The following is a 19,170-nucleotide window of genomic DNA, read 5'->3' on the forward strand; positions in this document are numbered from 1 at the left end:
AAGCAGAGGGTCGGCGGTTCGATCCCGTCAGCCTCCACCATTTATATTAATGGACAAGGAAGGTCAGCTAAAAACGCCACGTTCTGTGGCAACACTGACACTCAGTCGTCCTGACTATCGCGGGATGGAGCAGCTCGGTAGCTCGTCGGGCTCATAACCCGAAGGTCGCAGGTTCAAATCCTGCTCCCGCAACCAAATTTTCTACTTGCTCTACGTCAAATTATCTTCTTGATCAAGTAGGATCGAAGTACCCAGTGGGTGCAACCAAATAATGGAGCTGTGGTGAAGTTGGAGTTCACGCCGGTCTGTCACACCGGAGGTCGCGGGTTCGAGTCCCGTCAGCTCCGCCATTTCTAATCAAATGAAATTGGCGCGTAAAGCATGGATATAAGGCTCGGTAGCTCAGTCGGTAGAGCAGAGGACTGAAAATCCTCGTGTCGGCGGTTCGATTCCGTCCCGAGCCACCTTTTATAGGGGCATAGTTTAACGGTAGAACGAAGGTCTCCAAAACCTTTGGTGTGGGTTCGATTCCTACTGCCCCTGCCATTTTTTAAGACAATAGTAGTAATCATGGCGGTCGTGGCGAAGGGGTTAACGCACCGGATTGTGGCTCCGGCACTCGTGGGTTCAAGTCCCATCGATCGCCCCATAAATTTATAGTTGGGGATTACTTATTGGGGTATAGCCAAGCGGTAAGGCAACGGACTTTGACTCCGTCATTCCTAGGTTCAAATCCTAGTACCCCAGCCATTAATATGCGGACGTAGCTCAATTGGTAGAGCGTCGCCTTGCCAAGGCGAAGGTCGAGGGTTCGAGACCCTTCGTCCGCTCCATTTCTCAAATAGTTTCACCTTTTATATCATGGAGGCATAGCCAAGGGGTAAGGCACGGGTCTGCAAAACCCTTATCCCCGGTTCAAATCCGGGTGCCTCCTCCATAGTACTTGCCGGTGTGGCGGAATGGCAGACGCGCGCGACTCAAAATCGTGAGGGAAACCGTGGGGGTTCAAGTCCCTTCACCGGCACCATACTTTTACAAGCTAACCCTGAATGTCAAGAAATCTTGATGATTAGGGTTTTTTTCTGCTTTAATAAGCACATAGTGTAGACAGGGAAATAGACAACTTGTGTACGCAAAAGGACGAGGTGGTTGAGGTGTTTTACAAACTGCAAGACAAGCCGCCAATGGGGATCACGACGCTGTCCGTATTGCAATGGATGATTGTAACTGTTTCCAGCAGTGTGGCGGTACCACTAATGATTGGAGATATGTATGGCTTGCAGGCAGATGAAATTGGAAAGCTGATGCAGCAGACCATGTTTTACATTGGACTCGCGTCACTACTGCAAGTATGGATTGGACACCGCTATCCGATGATAGAAGGACCGGCTGGATTATGGTGGGGGATCTTTATCATTTTGGCTCAACTCGGAACGAGCATGGGTCTTCATCCACAAGAAATTGGTCAATCCTTTCAAGTGGGGATGATATTAGCAGGTCTACTCTTTTTCATTTTTGGTTTATTAGGCTGGATTGGCAAATTACAGAAGTGGTTTACGCCGCTGGTTTCAGGGACGTATATGATTTTGCTTGCTGTTTCTTTGTGTAGTAACATTCTCACCGGTATGCTCGGTATTGGTTTTCAGCATTCAAAAGAGGTACAACCGGGTGTAGCACTTGTGTCCATAGGGATCGTAGCCCTTGTTGTGTTTATTATGCGGACGAAGCGATTCTCCAGTTTTGCCGTTTTGTTTGGCATGGTTGGTGGCTGGATCGTGTACGCGCTTCTTGGATGGACAGAACCTGTCCGACCTACTGAGCAATTATTTTCATGGCCTTCTATTTTCTTTTGGGGACCCCCACGCTGGGATTGGGGCGTTGTATTAACAAGTATGCTGACAGGATTCGTTCTGTTGACAAACCTCATGACGAGTTTGGCGGTCATGGGAAAAGCGACAGACACTGTGCCTACTGAAAAGCAGTACAACCGCGGTGGTATTTTTACAGGAGTATCCCATTTTCTGTCGGGCTTGAGCGGTGTGGTTGGTATGATTCCCCTTTCCTTGGCAGCAGCGGTTATTCAAACGACGAAAATGGCTTCACGCCTGCCATTTGTGATAGCGATGCTGGGGATGATGCTGATTGGGCTGATTCCCACTGTTGCTCATTTTTTGGCGGCTTTGCCTACTCCAGTGGCATATGCGGCAATGTTCATTTCCTATACGCAACTTCTTGGCTTCGGGTTGAAGGATTACGTGAATGTGAAGATGGATGAACGTACGATTATTGTTGGGGGCAGCTCGCTGCTGGTCGGGATCGGAGTCATGTTCGTACCTGCTGTAGCTTGGCAGCAACTTCCGGCATTAGCCAGCTTTTTGTTCGGCAATGGCTTATTGCTTGGAGTTATTGTGTGCCTGGTTCTGGAACATATTGTTTTTAGAAAAAAGGAAGACAGCGTAGAAAAAGACGGCCAGGCTGCATGACGGGCCGTCTTTTTCTTAGGCGGTAACAATAGAGGAGTGAGTCAGCTCGCCACCGTTGATTTCTGTAAACATGCGACCAACTGAACCTACGATTTCTTCTTTTTTAGATGGTTCCATTTTTTCGTGGAAAAAGATGACTTGGAGCAGTGTGCGGCTTTGCTCCGTTACACATGAGCGCTTGGAATCGACGATGGGACTCCCAAATGCGCCGTTACTATCAGCGAGTAGCAGTTTCCCTTCCATGTTGACTTCGCGTCCATTTAATCCTTCATAGACATCATCGGCATGGCCGAGGCGACAAGTGATATCACCCGCTAAGTGATCGACGTCATAAATCCCAAAAGGAAGAGCGTGCAAAACCGAGAAAAAATTATTAACATCAACAGCGCTGTTGATCCAGAAAAAAGGATTTCCCTGTAGCAGTCGGCGCAGTAATGCTTCAGAGGAAGGGCGGTATCTGGACGGATCAATGCCAACTTGCTTAAAGCAGGCCCTCCACTCGCGGACGCCTTCGATTTCTGTCAGGTTTGCAGTATCGTGCTCCAGCCGCAAGCTCTCCACATAATAATTAATGCGTCCTTGCAGCATTTTAGGGGAGTCACTGACGGAAGTATTGCTGTATTGTAAAATGCCGAGAGAAAATTGCGGCAGACGCTCGGATACGGAAGAATCTAGCTGAACCTGCATCTATAGACACTCCTTACTAAACCTATTTTTGGTAGTATAACAAAAAATTTTTGTGGAAGCGACTAAGCTTCGATACAATAGAAGAGAACAGAGGAGGGAACCCCTGACGATGACGATGCGTGAGGTTGATATTTATACAGACGGAGCTTGTTCCGGCAATCCAGGACCAGGTGGTTGGGGAGCTGTACTGATGTACGGCCAACACATCAAGGAAATGTCCGGTGCCGAACCACATACAACGAATAACAGAATGGAGCTGTTGGCAGCCATCAAGGCGCTCTCTACATTGAAGGAGCCTTGTAAGGTGACATTGTACAGCGATAGTGCATACTTGGTTAACTGCTTCAAACAAGGCTGGTATAAAGGTTGGCTGAAAAACGGTTGGAAAAACAGCAAAGGACAGCAGGTGGAGAATCAGGACTTATGGAAAGAACTGCTGCAATTGATGGACACCCACAAGGTAGAGTACGTAAAAGTCAAAGGACACGCCGACAACAAATGGAACAACCGCTGCGACGAATTGGCGACAGGAGCGATTAAACAGCTGTGAACGATTTGCAGTACTGGGAGCAGACAAAGCAGTCCATCATTGACTATGCCAAGGAAATCGGAATCGATAAGATCGGGTTTGCTAGTGCCGATCCATTCATGACCTTAAAAGAACGGCTTCTTGTACACCGGGAAAAGGGTTATGAATCTGGATTTGAAGAGCCTGATTTAGAAAAGAGGACGAACCCGGAAATGTTGTTGGACGGGGCACGTTCGCTGATTTCTATAGCACTGGCCTATCCATCCAAGCTCAAAAATCCACCAAAATCAGAGCCGGGTGCGTATCGGGGAATCTTGTGCCGTGCAGCATGGGGAACCGATTACCATCACGTTCTGCGGGACAAGCTGGACAAGCTGACTCGTTTCATTATGGAGCTGGAGCCAGGGGCTCGGATCGAATCCATGGTAGACACGGGAGCATTGTCTGATCGCGCTGTTGCCGAACGGGCTGGGATTGGGTTTGTAGGAAAAAACTGTGCCATCATAACGTCGGAGTTCGGATCATGGGTGTACTTGGGGGAGCTTGTGACGAATCTTCCGTTGCCAAGCGACCTACCGATCGAAGAAGGCTGTGGCGACTGTAATATATGTGTAGACGCTTGTCCGACCGGAGCCTTGATTCAGGGTGGGCAGCTTGATGCACAGCGATGTGTTGCGTATTTGACTCAGGTAAAAGACTTTATTCCAGATGAATTTCGCGCGAAAATCGGAAATCGGTTGTATGGTTGCGACACTTGTCAGACGGTATGCCCTAAGAATCGTCGCATCGACAACAACCATCATGCTGAATTTCAGCCTGATCCGGAGATTGCCAAGCCTTTGCTGATTCCGCTGCTTCAGATGAGCAATAAGGAGTTCAAGGAAAAGTTCGGCCAATCCTCTTCATCTTGGCGGGGCAAAAAGCCCATTCAGCGCAATGCGATACTAGCGCTTGCACATTTCAAGGATCGGACGGCTGTTCCTGACTTGGAGCGTCTTTTGTTCGAAGACCCTCGTCCAGTTATTCGTGGAACTGCTGCATGGGCACTTGGGAAAATCGGAGGAGAGCAGGCACACGAAGCGCTCATTTCCGCAAAAGCAAAAGAGGCGTCACCAGAAGTGGTGGAAGAGATAGAAAAAGGCATGAGCATGATTCGTGCGCAGGCTTAGCTTGAAAGAGAGAGGGAGGACGTAGAAAATGGCAAAGGAATTAGGCTATACCATGATGGATTCACCGATTGGACCATTGCTCTTGGCTTCTACAGAAGAAGGGCTGTGCTACATTCAGTTTGCCAATGAACAAGACGGATTGGTGCCACTTGTGCGCTGGTGCAAAAAAACGTTCTTAGGAATTACCCCGACGCGCAACGATTCGATCAATGAGTCTGCCAAAAAACAATTAGATGAGTATTTTGCAGGCAAGCGAAAGACGTTTGATGTTCCAACCGTATTGTACGGTACTCCCTTTCAAAAGTCTGTATGGAATGAGCTATCGAACATCCCCTATGGAGAAACTCGTTCTTACAAAGATATTGCCTTGGCTATTGGAGCGGCGAAAGCTGTTCGGGCCATTGGCGGTGCAAACAATCGCAATCCGATTCCTGTTATTATACCGTGCCATCGTGTCATTGGCTCGAATGGTGCCTTGGTCGGATACGGCGGTGGGTTATCCATTAAAGAATATTTGCTGTCCTTAGAAGAAGGTCCACTATTTGCTCACGCTTCTTCCTAATAAGCTGTCTGCTTGCTCGGGCAGCTTTTCTTTTTCTTCTGAATGCCCCACTAGCGACATATTCTTCAGTGAGACGAACGGTTCGTGAGTCTATGTTGCAGTCTAGAGGCGGAAAGGAGGAGAGGAAAGTGGAGTGGCGTGAATTTGTTCAGCAATACTTTCAAGCAGTTCACCAGTCATCTATGGACGGAAAGTATGAGCGGCTGCTGCCTTTTTATTGCACAGGAGAGTCTGGCGTACAGGAAGAATGGGATCGACTGAACCGGGAGAAGCGGAAAATCGAGGAGCGGGGAGTCAAGTTATTGGCTGTCCAGGGACAAGTAACGCCCATGTGCTGGGTAAATACCGATGCCACCATGGAAATAACAGTTCAATGGCAAGAAAATAAAACACTGGGGATCAAGCATACCAAGTATAAAGAGACAAACAAACGATTGTTCCAGCTCCAATTGCTAAAAACGAATGAGAAATGGTCGATAATCGGGGCAAGGGAGTCGAATGGGGATCAAAAATTGGTGATCGAAGAAGAGGAGGAGCCTATCATCGTTGTGTCAGGCGTCGAGGATGCCATTGACCAACCTATGCTGATAGTGCATGGAGTGGGAGGGTACAACGCTGCAAATGCAGTCGCGTATGCGGAACGCTACTGGAATACCGCCAATCCCGTGTACCCTCGTTTTACGGATGACTGTACGAATTTTATTTCGCAATGTTTACACGCTGGCGGAATCCCTATGTTGATGTCGAAAGAGATGGGCAAGGGCTGGTGGATTCGCACGGGAAAAAGTGCCTCTTGGAGCTATAGCTGGACGGTGGCGCATAGCTTGTATTTGCTTTTAAAATCGGGTGGACCACCTATGCGGGCGGTTACGAAAAGCTCTGCGGCCGAATTGGTCCCAGGTGATATCATTTGTTATGACTTTAACGGGGATGGGCGTTTTCAGCACAATACGATCGTGGTCGCAAAAGACGCGAATCAGATGCCGTTAGTGAATGCCCATACGACAGATAGCAGCATGCGTTATTGGGCATATGAGGATTCCACAGCCTATACGCCCAAAATGCGCTATGCCTTCTTTCATATAAGAGGGGTATAATTACCGCTAGCGAAAAAAAGCTCTTCGTATAAAAGAGATGCCGCGAATCATCCAAATCATTGCTGCGAAAACGAGCATGTCTGAAAAGGTATGCGGTTCTCCTTTAATGGATTGAATGTAAATCAAGCCATGGATCAAGACGATGATAAAAAGCCATGGATTGGCGAGATGAAGCCTTTTCCAACTGGAGCCACCCAGCCATTTCTCTGCCTGTGCAGAAGAAGTCAGCCACAGGGCTAGTAGAACGAAAAAAGCAAGCAGCCCAAGGTAGTTCGCAACGCCTGTAAGGGTCCAGTTGGGAGATGGCCACATGGTTGGATCAGAGGAAGCGAAAAAGAACAGACCCAGCCAGCCATCAGCCTTTTCAGAACGATTTTCATGTATGATCATCAAGCGGGGCTCACCTTCAAAAAGGACGAGTACAAGAATGACATGCAACAGTCCAGTTAGCCCAGCCCATATGCCGATATCTCGACGGATGGACAAGCTGACGGCCATCCAGCCAGCAGGGAGCCAGGACTGGAGTGGACCAATCAGCAAGGTGCAGCCAATCAAAATAAATGAGAGATAGCCGAGAAGCATGCTCCATGCTTCCAGTGCTGGGAACGAAGAAAACTTAGCCCACATCCAACTGGCACTTAACAGGATCAAACTCACGATGCTCACATGTGCGACAAGGCGTCGCCCAAATGAAATAGGTGTCCCCATCTAATCGTCACTCCTTCGATAGCCAAAGTTTTCTGATTAGATGCAGCAGGCACTCCATTTGTTACAGAAGCTGGGCACGGTGGTATAATAGGACGAGTACAGGTATCAAGTTCGCAATTTACAAGGAGATTTTCAGATATGCCGTTACATATTGTTTTGCATGAGCCGCTTATTCCGGCCAACACAGGAAACATCGCCCGTTCATGTGCAGCGACAGGAGCGCATCTGCATTTGATTCATCCGCTCGGATTTTCGACGGACGATCGTTACCTGAAGCGGGCTGGTCTCGATTATTGGCATGCGGTTAACGTTCACCATCATGAGAGCTTTGAGCACTTTGCTGCGGCACAAGGGGAAGGGGCTGGTACCTTTTACTTTGTGGAGACCTGGGGAGAAAAGTTGTATACGGACGTTTCTTTCCGGGATGGCGACTACATTATCTTGGGCAAGGAGACGACGGGCTTGCCGGAAGAGCTCACAGAAAAATATCGGGAACAAACTATTCGTATTCCGATGAGCGGTGCGACCCGTTCTGTGAACCTGTCCAATTGTGCAGCGATTGTCTTGTTTGAAGGACTTCGTCAGTTAGGTTTTCCATCGCTATCGTAAGGCATTTGGGAGGGAGAAATCCATTATGACTGTGAACACTATCCTGTTTGATTTGGACGGTACGTTATTAGAGATGCAGACAGAACCCTTTGTCAAAAGTTACTTGGTTGAAGTAGGCCGTCATGTCGGAGATAAGTACGATACCGAAAAGCTGTTGGCGCTGATTTGGGATGCGACCAAGGCAATGATCATGAACCAAGAGCCTGACAAGACGAACGAGCAAGTTTTTATCGAACATTTTACGGAACACAGTGAGTGGGATCGGGAGGAAATATGGCCTCTGTTCGATTCGTTTTATCGCGATGTATTTCCGACACTTTCTCACCTGACGTATCCTTCGCCATGGGCAAAGCAGATTATTGCTGCCGCCAAAGAGCAAGGATTCCGGGTTGCAGTAGCGACGAATCCTGTTTTCCCGCGTGATGCGATTCACCATCGCCTCGCTTGGATTGGGATGTCCCCGGATGATTTCGAGCTGGTCACCGTCTACGAGGAGTCGCATTTCACGAAGCCTAATCCTGGTTATTACAAGGAGATTTGTCAAAAGCTCGGGGTGGAACCGACAGACTGTGTCATGGTCGGGAATCACATGCAGGAGGACATGGTCGCATCCAAGCTGGGAATGAAAACGTTTTTGGTAACCAATTGGATGGAAGACCGCGGTGAGCCTCAGTATCTGGTAGATCAGCGGGGATCATTAGAAGAGCTGTTTACAGCGATTTCTGAAAAAAGCGGTGTGTTTGCAGGTTAAGGAATGACCATGAAAGAATAGGCGAGAAGCAGGCTGTCCGTTTGAAAAAATGGTCAAGCCTGCTTTTTCACATACTTTTCCCAAAATCATCAGGTAGGCTAGGTGTTGTACGGCCACGTTTTACATAATAAAAGGAGGAAATCTGTATGAAAAAAATTATTTCATCTCTGGTAATGGCTACTTTGCTGTTTAGCGGTATCTCTGTTGTGAGTGCGGCAGATACAGGAGCGGATGCTACAGTAACTCACTCGAAAGCGGAGAAAAAGGAAGAAAACAGAGCAAAACTGAACGCGAAGGCTACCAAGTGGGGCGTAGAAACCACAGATAAAACAAATAAGGAAGTAAAAGCAGCCATTCAAGAAGCAAAAGCGGTAAAGAAAGCAGAAATCGCTGAGAAAAAAGCGGCAAAAGAAGCGAAGAAGCAAGAACAACTCGTCAAGCTAAATGATAAAGCTGTGAAGCTGGGCGTTGACACGGCAGGTAAGACGGCGAAAGAAGTAAAAGCGGCTATTAAAGAAGCAAAAGTAGCAAAAAAAGTAGCAAACGCTGAGAAAAAGGCAGCAAAAGAAGCGAAGAAGCAAGAACAGCTCGAGAACCTGAAAGAAAAGGCTGCCAAGTGGGGCGTTGACACAGCAGGAAAGAGCGCAAAAGAAATCAAAGCTGAAATCGAAGCGAAGAAAGCAGAAAAGAAAGAGAATAAGAAATAACAAGAAAACAAAAAAAGCAGGTTGCCATAGGCGGCAGCCTGCTTTTTTCCCTGGATGATCCTTACATGTTCCAGGTTTTGTCCTCGTTGTAGCCAGCTGTCAGAATGAAAAACAGAAAAGCTCCGAAGACCAATGCTACGATAAATGTACCCACGGTTGACAGCTCCTTTCGTAAACAAACTACTCCCATTATAGCGTAGCCTGCCCACTTTGCAAACGAATTAAAGCTGTTGTGCCCTTACGTAAGTGATAATTTTCGATGGTCATTCACGAGTTTCAAGAAGGCACAAAGCGAAATGGGCACACTCAGTATTTCTCCTGTATCCAGTTCCATTCCTGTCACTGCTTGGTAAATAAATATCGAAAGAATCACCAAAGTTGCGATGCCGGTCAAATAAAGTCCTTTTTTCACTTGAATGCGTTCTGCTTGGATGTCCATGTTCGTTCCTCCCGTTATTTTACGCCAATCCGTATTGGCTGCCCGTGTATGCTGCTTATGATTGTATTTTACAAGGGAGAAGGGATTACAAACCATCGAATCAGCTTACAGCTACGCTCGTTAAACCTTACAATTCCGTAATCCTCCAAGCCGTCAAAAAGCAATGTGCCGTATTTTTATGGGAAGATTGCTGAAACTTGTGCAGATGTCGCGCATACACATATGTAAAGGCTGTAAGAGCCTGTTGGCAACCGGAGAAAACGGCTTGCACGTGAATGCGTGACCGCAGGCGGACATATACATGAGAGTACATTGTCGTTGGGAAGAGAGAGGGGCTTAAGAGGGAGGAGTGTCGAACATGGACATTTTAAAACGGATCGCTGAGCACCGGGCCCGCGAAGAAAACCTGATGTGGAGAGGAACATTCGCCGAATATTTGCAACTGGTACGTAAAAATCCGCAAATTGCCCAGACGGCGCACTCACGCGTCTACAACATGATTAAAAGCGCAGGGGTTGAAGAGAACGAGGACGGCTCACGTTCGTATCAATTTTTTAGTCGAGAAATCTTCGGATTGGATCGTTCTGTTGAGCGCCTAGTGGAGGAATATTTCCACTCGGCTGCACGTCGTCTGGATGTCCGCAAGCGCATCTTGCTCTTGATGGGACCTGTCAGTGGCGGTAAGTCTACGCTCGTAACGATGCTAAAGCGAGGACTAGAAGAGTATTCTCGGACGGAAGCCGGAGCGATCTTTGCACTTGATGGTTGCCCCATGCACGAGGAACCTCTTCATCTCATCCCGCACGAGCTGCGTCGAGAGGTAGAAGAAGAGCTGGGAATCAAGATTGAAGGAGAATTGACGCCCTATAACCGGATGAGGTTGGAGACCGAATACGGAGGGTGCATCGAGGATTTCCCTGTTCGCCGGATCTTGTTTTCCGAAGCCAATCGTGTCGGGATCGGTACATTTAGCCCTTCCGATCCGAAGTCTCAGGATATTGCCGATTTGACGGGGAGCATCGACTTTTCGACGATTACGAAGTACGGCTCTGAGTCCGACCCACGTGCGTATCGTTTTGATGGGGAGCTGAACAAAGCCAATCGCGGATTAATGGAATTCCAGGAAATGCTGAAATGCGATGAGAAATTTTTGTGGCATCTCCTGTCGCTGACACAGGAAGGAAACTTCAAGGCAGGTCGTTTTGCCCTCATTTCTGCGGATGAGCTGATTGTTGCGCATACGAACGAATCGGAGTACAAGGCTTTTATTGCGAATAAGAAAAATGAGGCACTGCAATCTCGGATTATCGTCATGCCGATGCCGTATAATCTGCGTGTCAGTGACGAAGAAAAAATATACGCGAAATTAATCAAGCAATCCGACTTGGGGCATGTGCATATTGCACCGCATGCGCTCCGGTCAGCAGCAGTCTTTTCCATTATGACCCGCCTGAAAGAATCGAAAAAACAGGGGGCCGATCTGCTGAAAAAGATGCGGCTGTATGACGGTGAATCGGTGGAAGGCTTCAAGGGAGCCGATCTGGAAGAACTGCGTAACGAGCATGCGGATGAAGGAATGTCCGGTATTGATCCGCGTTATGTCATCAACCGTATCTCCAGTGCACTGATCCGCCGCGACACGGAGTGCATCAATGCGCTAGATATTCTTCGGGCGCTAAAAGAAGGTTTTGACCAGCATCCATCTATCACCAAGGAGCAGCGGGAGAGGTATATGAACTTCATCTCTATCGCGCGCAAGGAATACGACGAGCTGGCGAAAAAAGAAGTGCAGAAGGCGTTTGTCTACAGCTACGAGGAGTCGGCAAAAACGCTCATGGATAACTATTTAGACAATGTGGAAGCTTATTGCAACATGAACAAAATCCGTGACCCCGTTACAGGTGAGGAGATGGATCCAGATGAGCGCCTGATGCGTTCCATCGAGGAGCAAATTGGCATCTCGGAAAATGCCAAGCGGGCCTTCCGTGAAGAAATTCTCATCCGTATCTCGGCCTATGCGCGTAAAGGGAAGCGGTTTGACTACAGCACGCATGATCGTCTGCGGGAAGCTATCGAGAAGAAGCTGTTTGCCGATCTGAAGGATGTCGTCAAGATTACGACCTCGAACAAAACACCGGATGAGCATCAGCTCAAGAAGATCAATGAGGTCACCAAGCGACTTATCGAAGAGCATCAATATTGCCCAGTTTGCGCAAATGAGCTGCTGCGCTATGTGGGTAGCCTGTTGAACAGATGACAGAACGTTGGCGACATGAGGAGCACGTCATATTCGGCGCAGATTGCGCCAGTTGCTAGGAGGAGACGGCATGAAAGATGAATCATCGTTCATTGTCTCCCGGGAAGACTGGTCGCTGCACCGCAAAGGGTACCAGGACCAAAATCGACACCAGGAAAAAGTGAAAGAAGCGATCAAAAAAAATCTGCCCGATCTCGTCAGCGAAGAAAACATCATCATGTCGAATGGTCGGGAAGTCATTAAGATCCCTATTCGCTCCCTGGATGAATACCGATTGCGTTTTAACTTCCAAAAGGGAAAACATGGCGGTCAAGGTAAAGGAAACAGTAAAGTAGGCGATGTCATAGCCCGTGACGGCGATCCGGCGCAAGGGCCAGGAAAGGGTCAGGGAGCAGGTGATCAGCCGGGTGTAGACTATTACGAGGCTGAAATCAGCGTAGAAGAATTGCAGGAGATGCTTTTCGCCGAGCTGGAGCTGCCGAACCTTCAACAAAAAGACGAGGAACAAATCGTCGTGGAAGAGACTCGGTTCAATGATGTCAGGAAAAAAGGCTTGATGGGCAACATTGATAAAAAACGTACGCTGATCGCGGCCATTCGCCGAAATGCGCTGGCAGGCTACAGTGATATGGAGCTGGGGATCACCGATGATGACCTGCGCTTCAAGACGTGGGAAGAGATCATCAAGCCTCATTCTAATGCTGTCATTATTGCGATGATGGATACGTCGGGTAGTATGGGCGTGTTTGAAAAGTATATCGCCCGCAGCTTTTTCTTCTGGATGGTACGTTTTCTGCGCACCAAGTACGAAAAGGTCGAGATCGTCTTCATTGCCCATCATACGGATGCGAAGGAAGTAACGGAGGACACCTTTTTCTCGAAAGGGGAAAGCGGGGGGACGATCTGCTCCTCTGCTTACAAAAAAGCGTTGGAGATCATCGATAGCCGCTACCCGACATCGCAGTACAACATTTACCCGTTCCATTTTTCCGATGGCGACAACCTCACGTCTGACAATGAGCGTTGCGTAAAGCTGGTGAAAGAGCTCATGGAGAGATGCAACATGTTCGGCTATGGCGAAGTGAATCAGTATAACAGGCACAGTACCCTCATGTCAGCATATCGCCACATCAAAGAGCCGAAATTCATGCATTGTGTCATTCGGGAAAAGGGCGAGGTATACAAGGCGTTGCGTACTTTCTTTGGCAAGAAAGAAGCTGTGAAGTAATCCATAGAGGCAACCGGGCGAGAAATCGTCCGGTTGACTTCTATTTATTTGCATGAGCCACATGAACAAAATGTGAGGGGTGTTACTATGTATCCACAAAAGCATCGGATGCGCAACACGGGAGCCTTCACTTTCTTGGCATACTTTACATTGGGCGCAGGTGTCCTGCTATTTTCCATCGGTTTATACAATGCAACAGGTCTTCAACTGCACGAAAAGGGGTATTATATCGCATGTATGCTTCTGGTAGCAGTTGGATCGATTTTGACACAAAAAGTAGTGAGAGATAACGCAGAGGATCGAGCGATTATTGAGGAGCAGGAAAGAGAATTTAACTTGAAGGTATCGAAAGCGGAGAAAGAAACGCCGAAATAGCCTGGTTACATATGGACGAATGGTAGATAAAGCAAACCCATGATTGATTCTTTGTCAAATGAATTCACAACGGTTCATTGAGCAAGGGATCAATCATGGGTTATTTGTAAGGAAGTGGTAGAACCTCGGGAATTGTAACGGTCAGACTACTACAACATAGGATGGAGTAAATTAATCATCATCGTCGTCACCATCATCGTCTCGATGTTTTTCCGCTTCTTCGCGAATAATCCGGGCCGCATTCAAACCGATCATCTGTGCCGCCGTGGAAGTGTTGCCGTCAGGTAAAATAGGGGAGATGGATAGATCAGCGACTTTGAGATTTTTCGTGCCAAATACATTCAGGTACCTATCCACAACACCTTCGGAAATGCTTTTCCCCATTTTACATTGCCCACCATAGTGAGCGAAAATGCTGCAAGATGCTCTCACATAAGCAGCGAGCAAGCTTCGTTTTTCTGCTTCATCCGGTACTTGGAATAGGGGCTCGGGAGGGTATACTATTTTGTAAATGCCCTCTGGATCGAGTTCACGAGCCTTCGTAATCACCTTGAACATTTCGATATATTGGTCTACCAAAAAGTTTAGGTCATCAGGATTTTCAAAGACATTGAATCTAATCGATGGATAGGCTTCCGGATCACTATGTGCAACCGTAATCGAACCTTTACTTTTGGGGTTCAAGTCTGCTAGGCCAATACTCATGATATTGCTTTCCTTTGTGGGAACAAATTGCCAACCATTGATAAGGACGTCTTGAACAGGGATAAAGAACGGTACGGGAAGACCTAATATTTGCAGGCGGCGACTCGGTCCGTTTTCTTTTTTAAATGCACCAAGTGCCACAGGCTGATCAGGGTCAGCAGCAAATACTGGAAGGAGTCGGTCTGTTTTTACCTCGATGCCCATGCCAATACTGTATTGCGACTGAAGATTGTGACCGACATTTGGACTCTCTACCAATGTTGCTATCCCTGCTTGAGCTAAATCCGTCGTTCTGCCAATCCCTGATCGTTGTAGGATAACCGAGGAGTAGGTACCGGCAGAGACAATAATTCCTTTTTTCGCATAAGCGATTTGTGTCACGCCGTTTCGAACGAATTCGACCCCAACGGCAGTCTGCACGTTCTTTTTTGATGCAAAGAGAATTTTATTTACGGTTGTTTTTCCGAAAATGACTAACTTTCTGCCTCCAATCCCGAACTCATCTGGCTGGAATTCATTGCCCTGTGTCACGATTTGGTTATTTAAATACCCGGCTCTCGTGGAGGAACGAATAAACTTCCCATCTACTTCTTGTTGAATATACTGTGATTGATAGAAGGTACAGTCTCGGATACCTGTATTGTAATCTTCCACGATGGGGATACCCAAAACCTGAGAGGTTGCTTCAGCCAAAGTTTGGATAAGCCCACTATTCGGAATCAGTTGCTGCCTGACAAAAATAGGGCCTTTTTTACCGCGTTCTTTTGGGCTTTGTGTATCTCCCGTATAGGTTTCGTTTTTTTTGAATAGGGAGCGGAGATGATCGTAGCCCCACTGATCTCCGACGAGTTTTGCCCACTGATCATATAGCTGGCGGCTTCCGCGGACAGCATACATAAAATTATGTTCGGAGCTTCCACCAATTACTCTCCCACTCCATAGCGGAAGCTGGCGTCCAATTGCTTGTTCGATTTTCGAGACAGCAATGAAGGATAGTTTGTTATCATCTGCCATATTCACTGCTGCCTCTAGAGAAGCGCTTGGGTTCGGCATATTTGTACCTGCTTCCAGAACAAGTACAGAAGTCTTCTTGTCATCTGTCAATTCCTTGGCGATTACTCCTCCGGCAGTTCCGGCGCCAATCACGATATAATCGTACTTTTCACTTGCTGGGCTTGAACTTTGTCCCAATTGTTGCACTTCCTTTTTTCATAATTTCCTAGCACTTTCAATCTATTCATGCCGGAATGCGGGGGTTCCAGCAGCAAATCAGGCAAAATCATTATTTGCAATCTTTTGTGTGAATGGCATAGGAAGATAGGAAGTAGAATGGGGTTAGCCGATTTGCATAATATTCACGTTTGCGGCGACAAACTTGATCTCTTTCAAAATTCTCCCGTTCACTCTGCTAAAATTTCGCCCCAGATGCGCCTAAAGGAGGCAAGGCTGGGGGAACCAATGTATCATAAAATAAAACCGTCACGGTCATGCCCTGACGGTTTTTCGAATGAGCTCGATAAACTCCTCTGCTTTCTCGATGTGTGGAGCGTGCCCCACATTTTCCATGACAATCTCCTGATAAGAACCACCAGCGCGCTGATATTGTTCGAGCACGTCACGAATTTGGGAGACCATCGGCTGCGGGGGATACTCGTCTTCCCCTGGCCATCCGGGGACATAGCCAAGCTTGCCCAGCGTACCGAAATCAGCAAGCGACTGATCCGAGATAATGGCATCATCCGCACCGCGAATCCATAAAATCGGGCACTTGGGCTCAATCTGGACAATACCGGACAAATTTACGTATTTGGGAGAAATCGCATTCGTAATCCCTGTCGTTCCAGGAGCAACACCGGGCCAATGATTTACGTATTCAAAAGCACCGGGGTAAAAGCTATCTCCTGTTCTCGTAGAGAGTATTGCGCTCACATAACGGTCTTCCTGCTCTGGACTAACTTGGAACGGTGGCTTGAAATAAAGCTGATTCATGACATTGCGAGGACTGGAGGGGGAGTCACTACTCATATCTTTAGCGGCTATCCTTTTGACCAGCTCCGAGTTGGCGGCTCCTCCACCCGAGCCCGAGAAACTGCTGTAGCACGGGGTGCCAGCTATATCCTTGGTTCCACCAAAGCCGTAAGGGGACATGGGGGCGATGAGAATCAGGGAGCGGACTTCCTGTGGGTGATCGATGGCAAACTGCATCACGATCCCTCCACCCAACGACCAGCCAGCAAGATGGACAGGCGTTGGCAAATCCAATGCCCGAATAAACGAATGAAGGTCATCCGACCAGTCTCGCAAACCTCGTGTCGCATCGATAGGCAATGCTTCACTTGCTCCATAGCCACGCATATCAGGTGCATACACACGGTACTGGTCACACAGAGCCGCAATGGTATCATCCCAGAACAAGTTGGCTGATGCATTGCCGTGAATGAGGAGAAGCGGTTCTCCTTCCGGTAGGCCTGCTGTCAGGTAGGAAACGAGCAATCGATCGGTCTGAATCGTTTTTGTTTCGATTTGTGCATCCATCAATGATGTGCCTCCTTTCATTGGATAAGATTATAACTATCAGAATATTTACATTATATATCTGTTCGGTTACAAAATGAGAAAAGAAAACAACCGCCCGTGAAAGGCGGTTGCAGGAAGGTTACATATGGAGACCACGCATCTGTTGTTCGATTTTCTCAAAGCCGCCAGAAACCTTAACGACTTCGTCTTTTTGCTCAGAAACGAGAACAAGCACTTCTTCCAGGCTCTCTTTGTTCTTGTCGGTAATATCTGCGTTGACTTCTACTTTTGCGCCGACTTCCTGAATCATGCTGTGAACATGGACGATGAACTCTTGCAGGTTTTTCGTTTTATCCGCAAAGTTTTGCATGTAGTTGTCTACATTCGTGAACATTTCTTGTACTTCGAGGATGCCCTCGCTATTTTTCTCAAAAGAAGTCTGTGACTCCGAAATCATATCCGATACGAGCTTCATTTTTTCGCGAATAGTCATCAGCAGGCTCGAGATCGACTCTGAGGATAGCTTGGAGGATTCAGCCAGCTTGCGTACTTCATCTGCTACGACAGCAAATCCTCGGCCGTGTTCGCCTGCGCGAGACGCTTCAATCGTGGCATTGAGTGCCAACAGATTGGTTTGTGCAGAAATCTCGGAAATGGTTTGAATAATTTTCCCAATCGATTCGGTTTCTTTATTGAGCTCTTGAATCAGCTGGTTCGTACCTTGGATGTCCGTGATGAATCGTTCAAAGTCATTGCCGATGTTGCCAATGCGTTTGCCGCTCTCGCTAGTGGCTTCTTTGGTCGATTCTACGTACTCATGCATCTCTGTAACAGAGCGGGTCATGTCCTCAACTTGCAGATTCGTCGAGCTCATTTCCCGACGCAGCTCGTCCGTATTGCTGGTTTGAATCGTAAAGGACTCCATAATGTCTTGTAGGGAAGCGACGGTTTCGACAGCGCGAACATTTACACCGTCCGTCACCTTGTTCAAATTCTCTTGATAGTCTTGCATAGAGGTGAGTGATTCGTTGATCTGATCCAGAACACGTTGCAACGATTCCTTCGAGGCAATCGCTTCTTGCTTTTGTTGCTCACTTTCCTCTTGCAGCTTGTTATTGAATACAGCATGCATCATGCTTGTGACAGAGACGAAGCAGAAGGTAAGCAGGAAGTACATCAGATCAAGATTGCTTGTCGAATGGAAAATCGTTTCTCTCTGTGTCAGGAAGTAGTAAGAGACAATACCCAATGTCGATACAATCGTCAAAATATTAATGAGTCGGTCTTGATAAATCCCCATGACTGCTACAAAGAACATAATGGTCATGATATTGATCATATGCGGGTCCAGTCCAACTACGATGAACATGAAGATCCCGATTACGGCGAAGTTGAAAAACTTCATGAAGGGCGCTGCTTTTTCACGGAAGCTCGGGCGATTGGAGATGTAAGTAAAAGGTGCCAGCACACCATACAAAATACCCAGCACCGTGAAAACGAATGTGTACGGTACGCCTAGAAAGAGGTTTAAGACTTGAACAACCGTAATAATACTGGCGAATACGATTACGACCCAATTATTTCTTCTTCTCAATAGATCAATGTTATCCATGTTTTACCCACCTACTTCGACTTTTACTTGGTTGGATGACGACGAATTGTACCAGGAATATTTCGGATCATGCTTATTGTCATAGACATCTTTTAGATGGAAAAGGGTCGGAATGGCATCGGCCCCTTTGTAAAAGACGATTTCTTTGGTCTGAGTCGCCTTTACTTGATACTTCTTGTTGATGAACGTAAAAAAAGTCGGATCTGCTACACCGATTGCGTGGGTATATCCATGCTTTTCAGCGTAATCTATCATCAAGCAAATTCCTTTTTGCCCTAGTTGTCCACGGTATTTCGGCAAAACAGCGAGACTGTCTACCTCCATTACTTTCATGTCTTCTGTAACAACATCCTGAAAAAGTGATTTCATATAAGCACTTGATTTGGAAAAGGGCGTCATTTCAAACGTTCCACCTGCTTCACCATCTTCGGCAATTAAGAGGAACAGAGCCGAGCCTTCTTTCGCGTACTCCATCTCGAAGCCCATGCTTGTCCATACTGTTTCTTTGATTTCATGAAATTTTGCTAACTCTTGTACGGTTTCTACTTGTTTGTACATAACTTGTCCACTCCATCATTTTCTCTGATTGAACCATGTTGTGTATGTTTGACGTCTCAAAAGTTATGTTTTTCCATCTGTTGCGAAAATGAAAGTGCTTTCATCCTCCTTTCAAAAATATAAACACCAAAAAAGGCCGTTCCATCGAAATGGAACAACCGAAGCTACCAACATCGA

Annotated in this window: 18 protein-coding genes and 9 tRNA genes; 20 read left to right on the plus strand and 7 right to left on the minus strand. The window is 47.2% G+C overall.

From position 1 onward, the window contains the following. The first annotated feature begins 118 nt into the window (after positions 1-118). The 10 genes from ASG16_RS13325 (at position 119) to ASG16_RS13370 (ending at position 2,483) form a co-directional block, all read left to right on the plus strand. Positions 119-195 (plus strand) — tRNA-Met (locus ASG16_RS13325). A gap of 78 nt (positions 196-273) precedes the next feature. Then, positions 274-350, plus strand: a tRNA-Asp gene (locus ASG16_RS13330). A gap of 41 nt (positions 351-391) precedes the next feature. Then, positions 392-464, plus strand: a tRNA-Phe gene (locus ASG16_RS13335). A gap of 8 nt (positions 465-472) precedes the next feature. After that, a tRNA-Trp gene (locus tag ASG16_RS13340) sits at positions 473-546 on the plus strand. A 27-nt stretch (positions 547-573) separates the two neighbouring features. Then, positions 574-649 (plus strand) — tRNA-His (locus ASG16_RS13345). Between the two features lie 26 nt (positions 650-675). Then, positions 676-750 (plus strand) — tRNA-Gln (locus ASG16_RS13350). 7 nt (positions 751-757) lie between these two features. Next, a tRNA-Gly gene (locus tag ASG16_RS13355) sits at positions 758-833 on the plus strand. 30 nt (positions 834-863) lie between these two features. Beyond that, positions 864-937: transfer RNA gene (locus tag ASG16_RS13360), tRNA-Cys, on the plus strand. Between the two features lie 8 nt (positions 938-945). Beyond that, a tRNA-Leu gene (locus ASG16_RS13365) sits at positions 946-1,027 on the plus strand. Between the two features lie 127 nt (positions 1,028-1,154). Further along, positions 1,155-2,483, plus strand: coding sequence for a purine/pyrimidine permease (locus ASG16_RS13370; protein ID WP_056497356.1), 1,329 nt, complete (start codon positions 1,155-1,157; stop codon positions 2,481-2,483). Positions 2,484-2,498: 15 nt separating this feature from the next. Here ASG16_RS13370 and ASG16_RS13375 read toward each other — a convergent pair whose 3' ends face one another. Further along, entirely contained in the window at positions 2,499-3,170 is a 672-nt protein-coding gene (locus tag ASG16_RS13375; RefSeq protein WP_056497353.1) for a B3/B4 domain-containing protein, read from the minus strand. 115 nt (positions 3,171-3,285) lie between these two features. On the opposite strand from ASG16_RS13375, the gene rnhA reads away from it, so the two are divergent. The 4 genes from rnhA (at position 3,286) to ASG16_RS13395 (ending at position 6,527) form a co-directional block, all read left to right on the plus strand. After that, entirely contained in the window at positions 3,286-3,720 is a 435-nt protein-coding gene (gene rnhA / locus ASG16_RS13380) for a ribonuclease HI (RefSeq protein ID WP_173630755.1), read from the plus strand. Then, a complete protein-coding gene (gene queG, locus ASG16_RS13385) occupies positions 3,717-4,868 on the plus strand; it encodes a tRNA epoxyqueuosine(34) reductase QueG (protein ID WP_056497351.1) in 1,152 nt (383 codons plus the stop codon). The genes rnhA and queG overlap by 4 nt, the downstream gene beginning before the upstream one ends. A 28-nt stretch (positions 4,869-4,896) precedes the next feature. Then, positions 4,897-5,430 (plus strand): methylated-DNA--[protein]-cysteine S-methyltransferase, encoded by a 534-nt coding sequence (locus ASG16_RS13390; protein ID WP_056497347.1) that lies wholly within the window; start codon positions 4,897-4,899, stop codon positions 5,428-5,430. Positions 5,431-5,558: 128 nt separating this feature from the next. Next, on the plus strand, positions 5,559-6,527 hold the full coding sequence (locus ASG16_RS13395) for an amidase domain-containing protein (protein ID WP_056497343.1): 969 nt from the start codon (positions 5,559-5,561) through the stop codon (positions 6,525-6,527). A 6-nt stretch (positions 6,528-6,533) separates the two neighbouring features. On the opposite strand, the gene ASG16_RS13400 is transcribed toward ASG16_RS13395, so the two are convergent. After that, the gene (locus ASG16_RS13400) at positions 6,534-7,235 is read right to left on the minus strand and encodes a ferric reductase-like transmembrane domain-containing protein (RefSeq protein ID WP_056497340.1); all 702 of its coding nucleotides are present in this window, start codon (positions 7,233-7,235) and stop codon (positions 6,534-6,536) included. Between the two features lie 138 nt (positions 7,236-7,373). On the opposite strand from ASG16_RS13400, the gene trmL reads away from it, so the two are divergent. The 3 genes from trmL (at position 7,374) to ASG16_RS13415 (ending at position 9,302) form a co-directional block, all read left to right on the plus strand. Then, positions 7,374-7,844, plus strand: coding sequence for a tRNA (uridine(34)/cytosine(34)/5-carboxymethylaminomethyluridine(34)-2'-O)-methyltransferase TrmL (gene trmL / locus ASG16_RS13405; RefSeq protein ID WP_048031461.1), 471 nt, complete (start codon positions 7,374-7,376; stop codon positions 7,842-7,844). Positions 7,845-7,869: 25 nt separating this feature from the next. Further along, positions 7,870-8,595, plus strand: a complete 726-nt coding sequence (locus ASG16_RS13410) for an HAD family hydrolase (RefSeq protein ID WP_048031462.1) — start codon at positions 7,870-7,872, stop codon at positions 8,593-8,595. 146 nt (positions 8,596-8,741) lie between these two features. Further along, positions 8,742-9,302, plus strand: coding sequence for a hypothetical protein (locus ASG16_RS13415; RefSeq protein WP_056497336.1), 561 nt, complete (start codon positions 8,742-8,744; stop codon positions 9,300-9,302). Between the two features lie 238 nt (positions 9,303-9,540). Here ASG16_RS13415 and ASG16_RS13420 read toward each other — a convergent pair whose 3' ends face one another. Continuing rightward, the gene (locus ASG16_RS13420) at positions 9,541-9,741 is read right to left on the minus strand and encodes a hypothetical protein (RefSeq protein ID WP_056497333.1); all 201 of its coding nucleotides are present in this window, start codon (positions 9,739-9,741) and stop codon (positions 9,541-9,543) included. Positions 9,742-10,099: 358 nt separating this feature from the next. Here ASG16_RS13420 and prkA point away from each other — a divergent pair, with 358 nt between their 5' ends. The 3 genes from prkA (at position 10,100) to ASG16_RS13435 (ending at position 13,601) form a co-directional block, all read left to right on the plus strand. Beyond that, positions 10,100-11,998 (plus strand): ATP-dependent protease PrkA, encoded by a 1,899-nt coding sequence (gene prkA / locus ASG16_RS13425; RefSeq protein WP_056497328.1) that lies wholly within the window; start codon positions 10,100-10,102, stop codon positions 11,996-11,998. A 70-nt stretch (positions 11,999-12,068) separates the two neighbouring features. Further along, the gene (gene yhbH / locus ASG16_RS13430) at positions 12,069-13,226 is read left to right on the plus strand and encodes a sporulation protein YhbH (protein ID WP_056497325.1); all 1,158 of its coding nucleotides are present in this window, start codon (positions 12,069-12,071) and stop codon (positions 13,224-13,226) included. Between the two features lie 87 nt (positions 13,227-13,313). Further along, positions 13,314-13,601, plus strand: coding sequence for a YiaA/YiaB family inner membrane protein (locus ASG16_RS13435; RefSeq protein WP_047070376.1), 288 nt, complete (start codon positions 13,314-13,316; stop codon positions 13,599-13,601). Between the two features lie 171 nt (positions 13,602-13,772). Here the strand turns inward: ASG16_RS13435 and ASG16_RS13440 are convergent, their stop codons facing one another. The 4 genes from ASG16_RS13440 to ASG16_RS13455 form a co-directional block, all read right to left on the minus strand. Beyond that, entirely contained in the window at positions 13,773-15,497 is a 1,725-nt protein-coding gene (locus tag ASG16_RS13440; protein ID WP_056497323.1) for a GMC family oxidoreductase, read from the minus strand. Positions 15,498-15,791: 294 nt separating this feature from the next. Beyond that, entirely contained in the window at positions 15,792-16,841 is a 1,050-nt protein-coding gene (locus ASG16_RS13445; RefSeq protein WP_056497320.1) for an alpha/beta hydrolase, read from the minus strand. A gap of 121 nt (positions 16,842-16,962) precedes the next feature. Further along, complete coding sequence (locus ASG16_RS13450) at positions 16,963-18,435, minus strand: methyl-accepting chemotaxis protein (protein ID WP_056497318.1); 1,473 nt, start codon at positions 18,433-18,435, stop codon at positions 16,963-16,965. 3 nt (positions 18,436-18,438) lie between these two features. Next, positions 18,439-18,993, minus strand: a complete 555-nt coding sequence (locus tag ASG16_RS13455; RefSeq protein WP_056497315.1) for a GNAT family N-acetyltransferase — start codon at positions 18,991-18,993, stop codon at positions 18,439-18,441. Between the last annotated feature and the right edge of the window lie 177 nt (positions 18,994-19,170).

Origin of the sequence: Brevibacillus sp. Leaf182 (genome assembly GCF_001423865.2) — a bacterium.
Taxonomy (GTDB): Bacteria; Bacillota; Bacilli; order Brevibacillales; family Brevibacillaceae; genus Brevibacillus; species Brevibacillus brevis_C.

Coding starts and splice junctions, on each gene's coding strand:
- ASG16_RS13375 (WP_056497353.1), bottom strand. CDS start 3,170: ATGCAGGTTCAGCTAGATTCTTCCGTATCCGAGCGTCTGCCGCAATTT.
- rnhA (WP_173630755.1), top strand. CDS start 3,286: ATGCGTGAGGTTGATATTTATACAGACGGAGCTTGTTCCGGCAATCCA.
- ASG16_RS13390 (WP_056497347.1), top strand. CDS start 4,897: ATGGCAAAGGAATTAGGCTATACCATGATGGATTCACCGATTGGACCA.
- ASG16_RS13400 (WP_056497340.1), bottom strand. CDS start 7,235: ATGGGGACACCTATTTCATTTGGGCGACGCCTTGTCGCACATGTGAGC.
- trmL (WP_048031461.1), top strand. CDS start 7,374: ATGCCGTTACATATTGTTTTGCATGAGCCGCTTATTCCGGCCAACACA.
- ASG16_RS13410 (WP_048031462.1), top strand. CDS start 7,870: ATGACTGTGAACACTATCCTGTTTGATTTGGACGGTACGTTATTAGAG.
- ASG16_RS13415 (WP_056497336.1), top strand. CDS start 8,742: ATGAAAAAAATTATTTCATCTCTGGTAATGGCTACTTTGCTGTTTAGC.
- ASG16_RS13420 (WP_056497333.1), bottom strand. CDS start 9,741: ATGGACATCCAAGCAGAACGCATTCAAGTGAAAAAAGGACTTTATTTG.
- prkA (WP_056497328.1), top strand. CDS start 10,100: ATGGACATTTTAAAACGGATCGCTGAGCACCGGGCCCGCGAAGAAAAC.
- yhbH (WP_056497325.1), top strand. CDS start 12,069: ATGAAAGATGAATCATCGTTCATTGTCTCCCGGGAAGACTGGTCGCTG.
- ASG16_RS13435 (WP_047070376.1), top strand. CDS start 13,314: ATGTATCCACAAAAGCATCGGATGCGCAACACGGGAGCCTTCACTTTC.
- ASG16_RS13445 (WP_056497320.1), bottom strand. CDS start 16,841: ATGGATGCACAAATCGAAACAAAAACGATTCAGACCGATCGATTGCTC.
- ASG16_RS13450 (WP_056497318.1), bottom strand. CDS start 18,435: ATGGATAACATTGATCTATTGAGAAGAAGAAATAATTGGGTCGTAATC.
- ASG16_RS13455 (WP_056497315.1), bottom strand. CDS start 18,993: ATGTACAAACAAGTAGAAACCGTACAAGAGTTAGCAAAATTTCATGAA.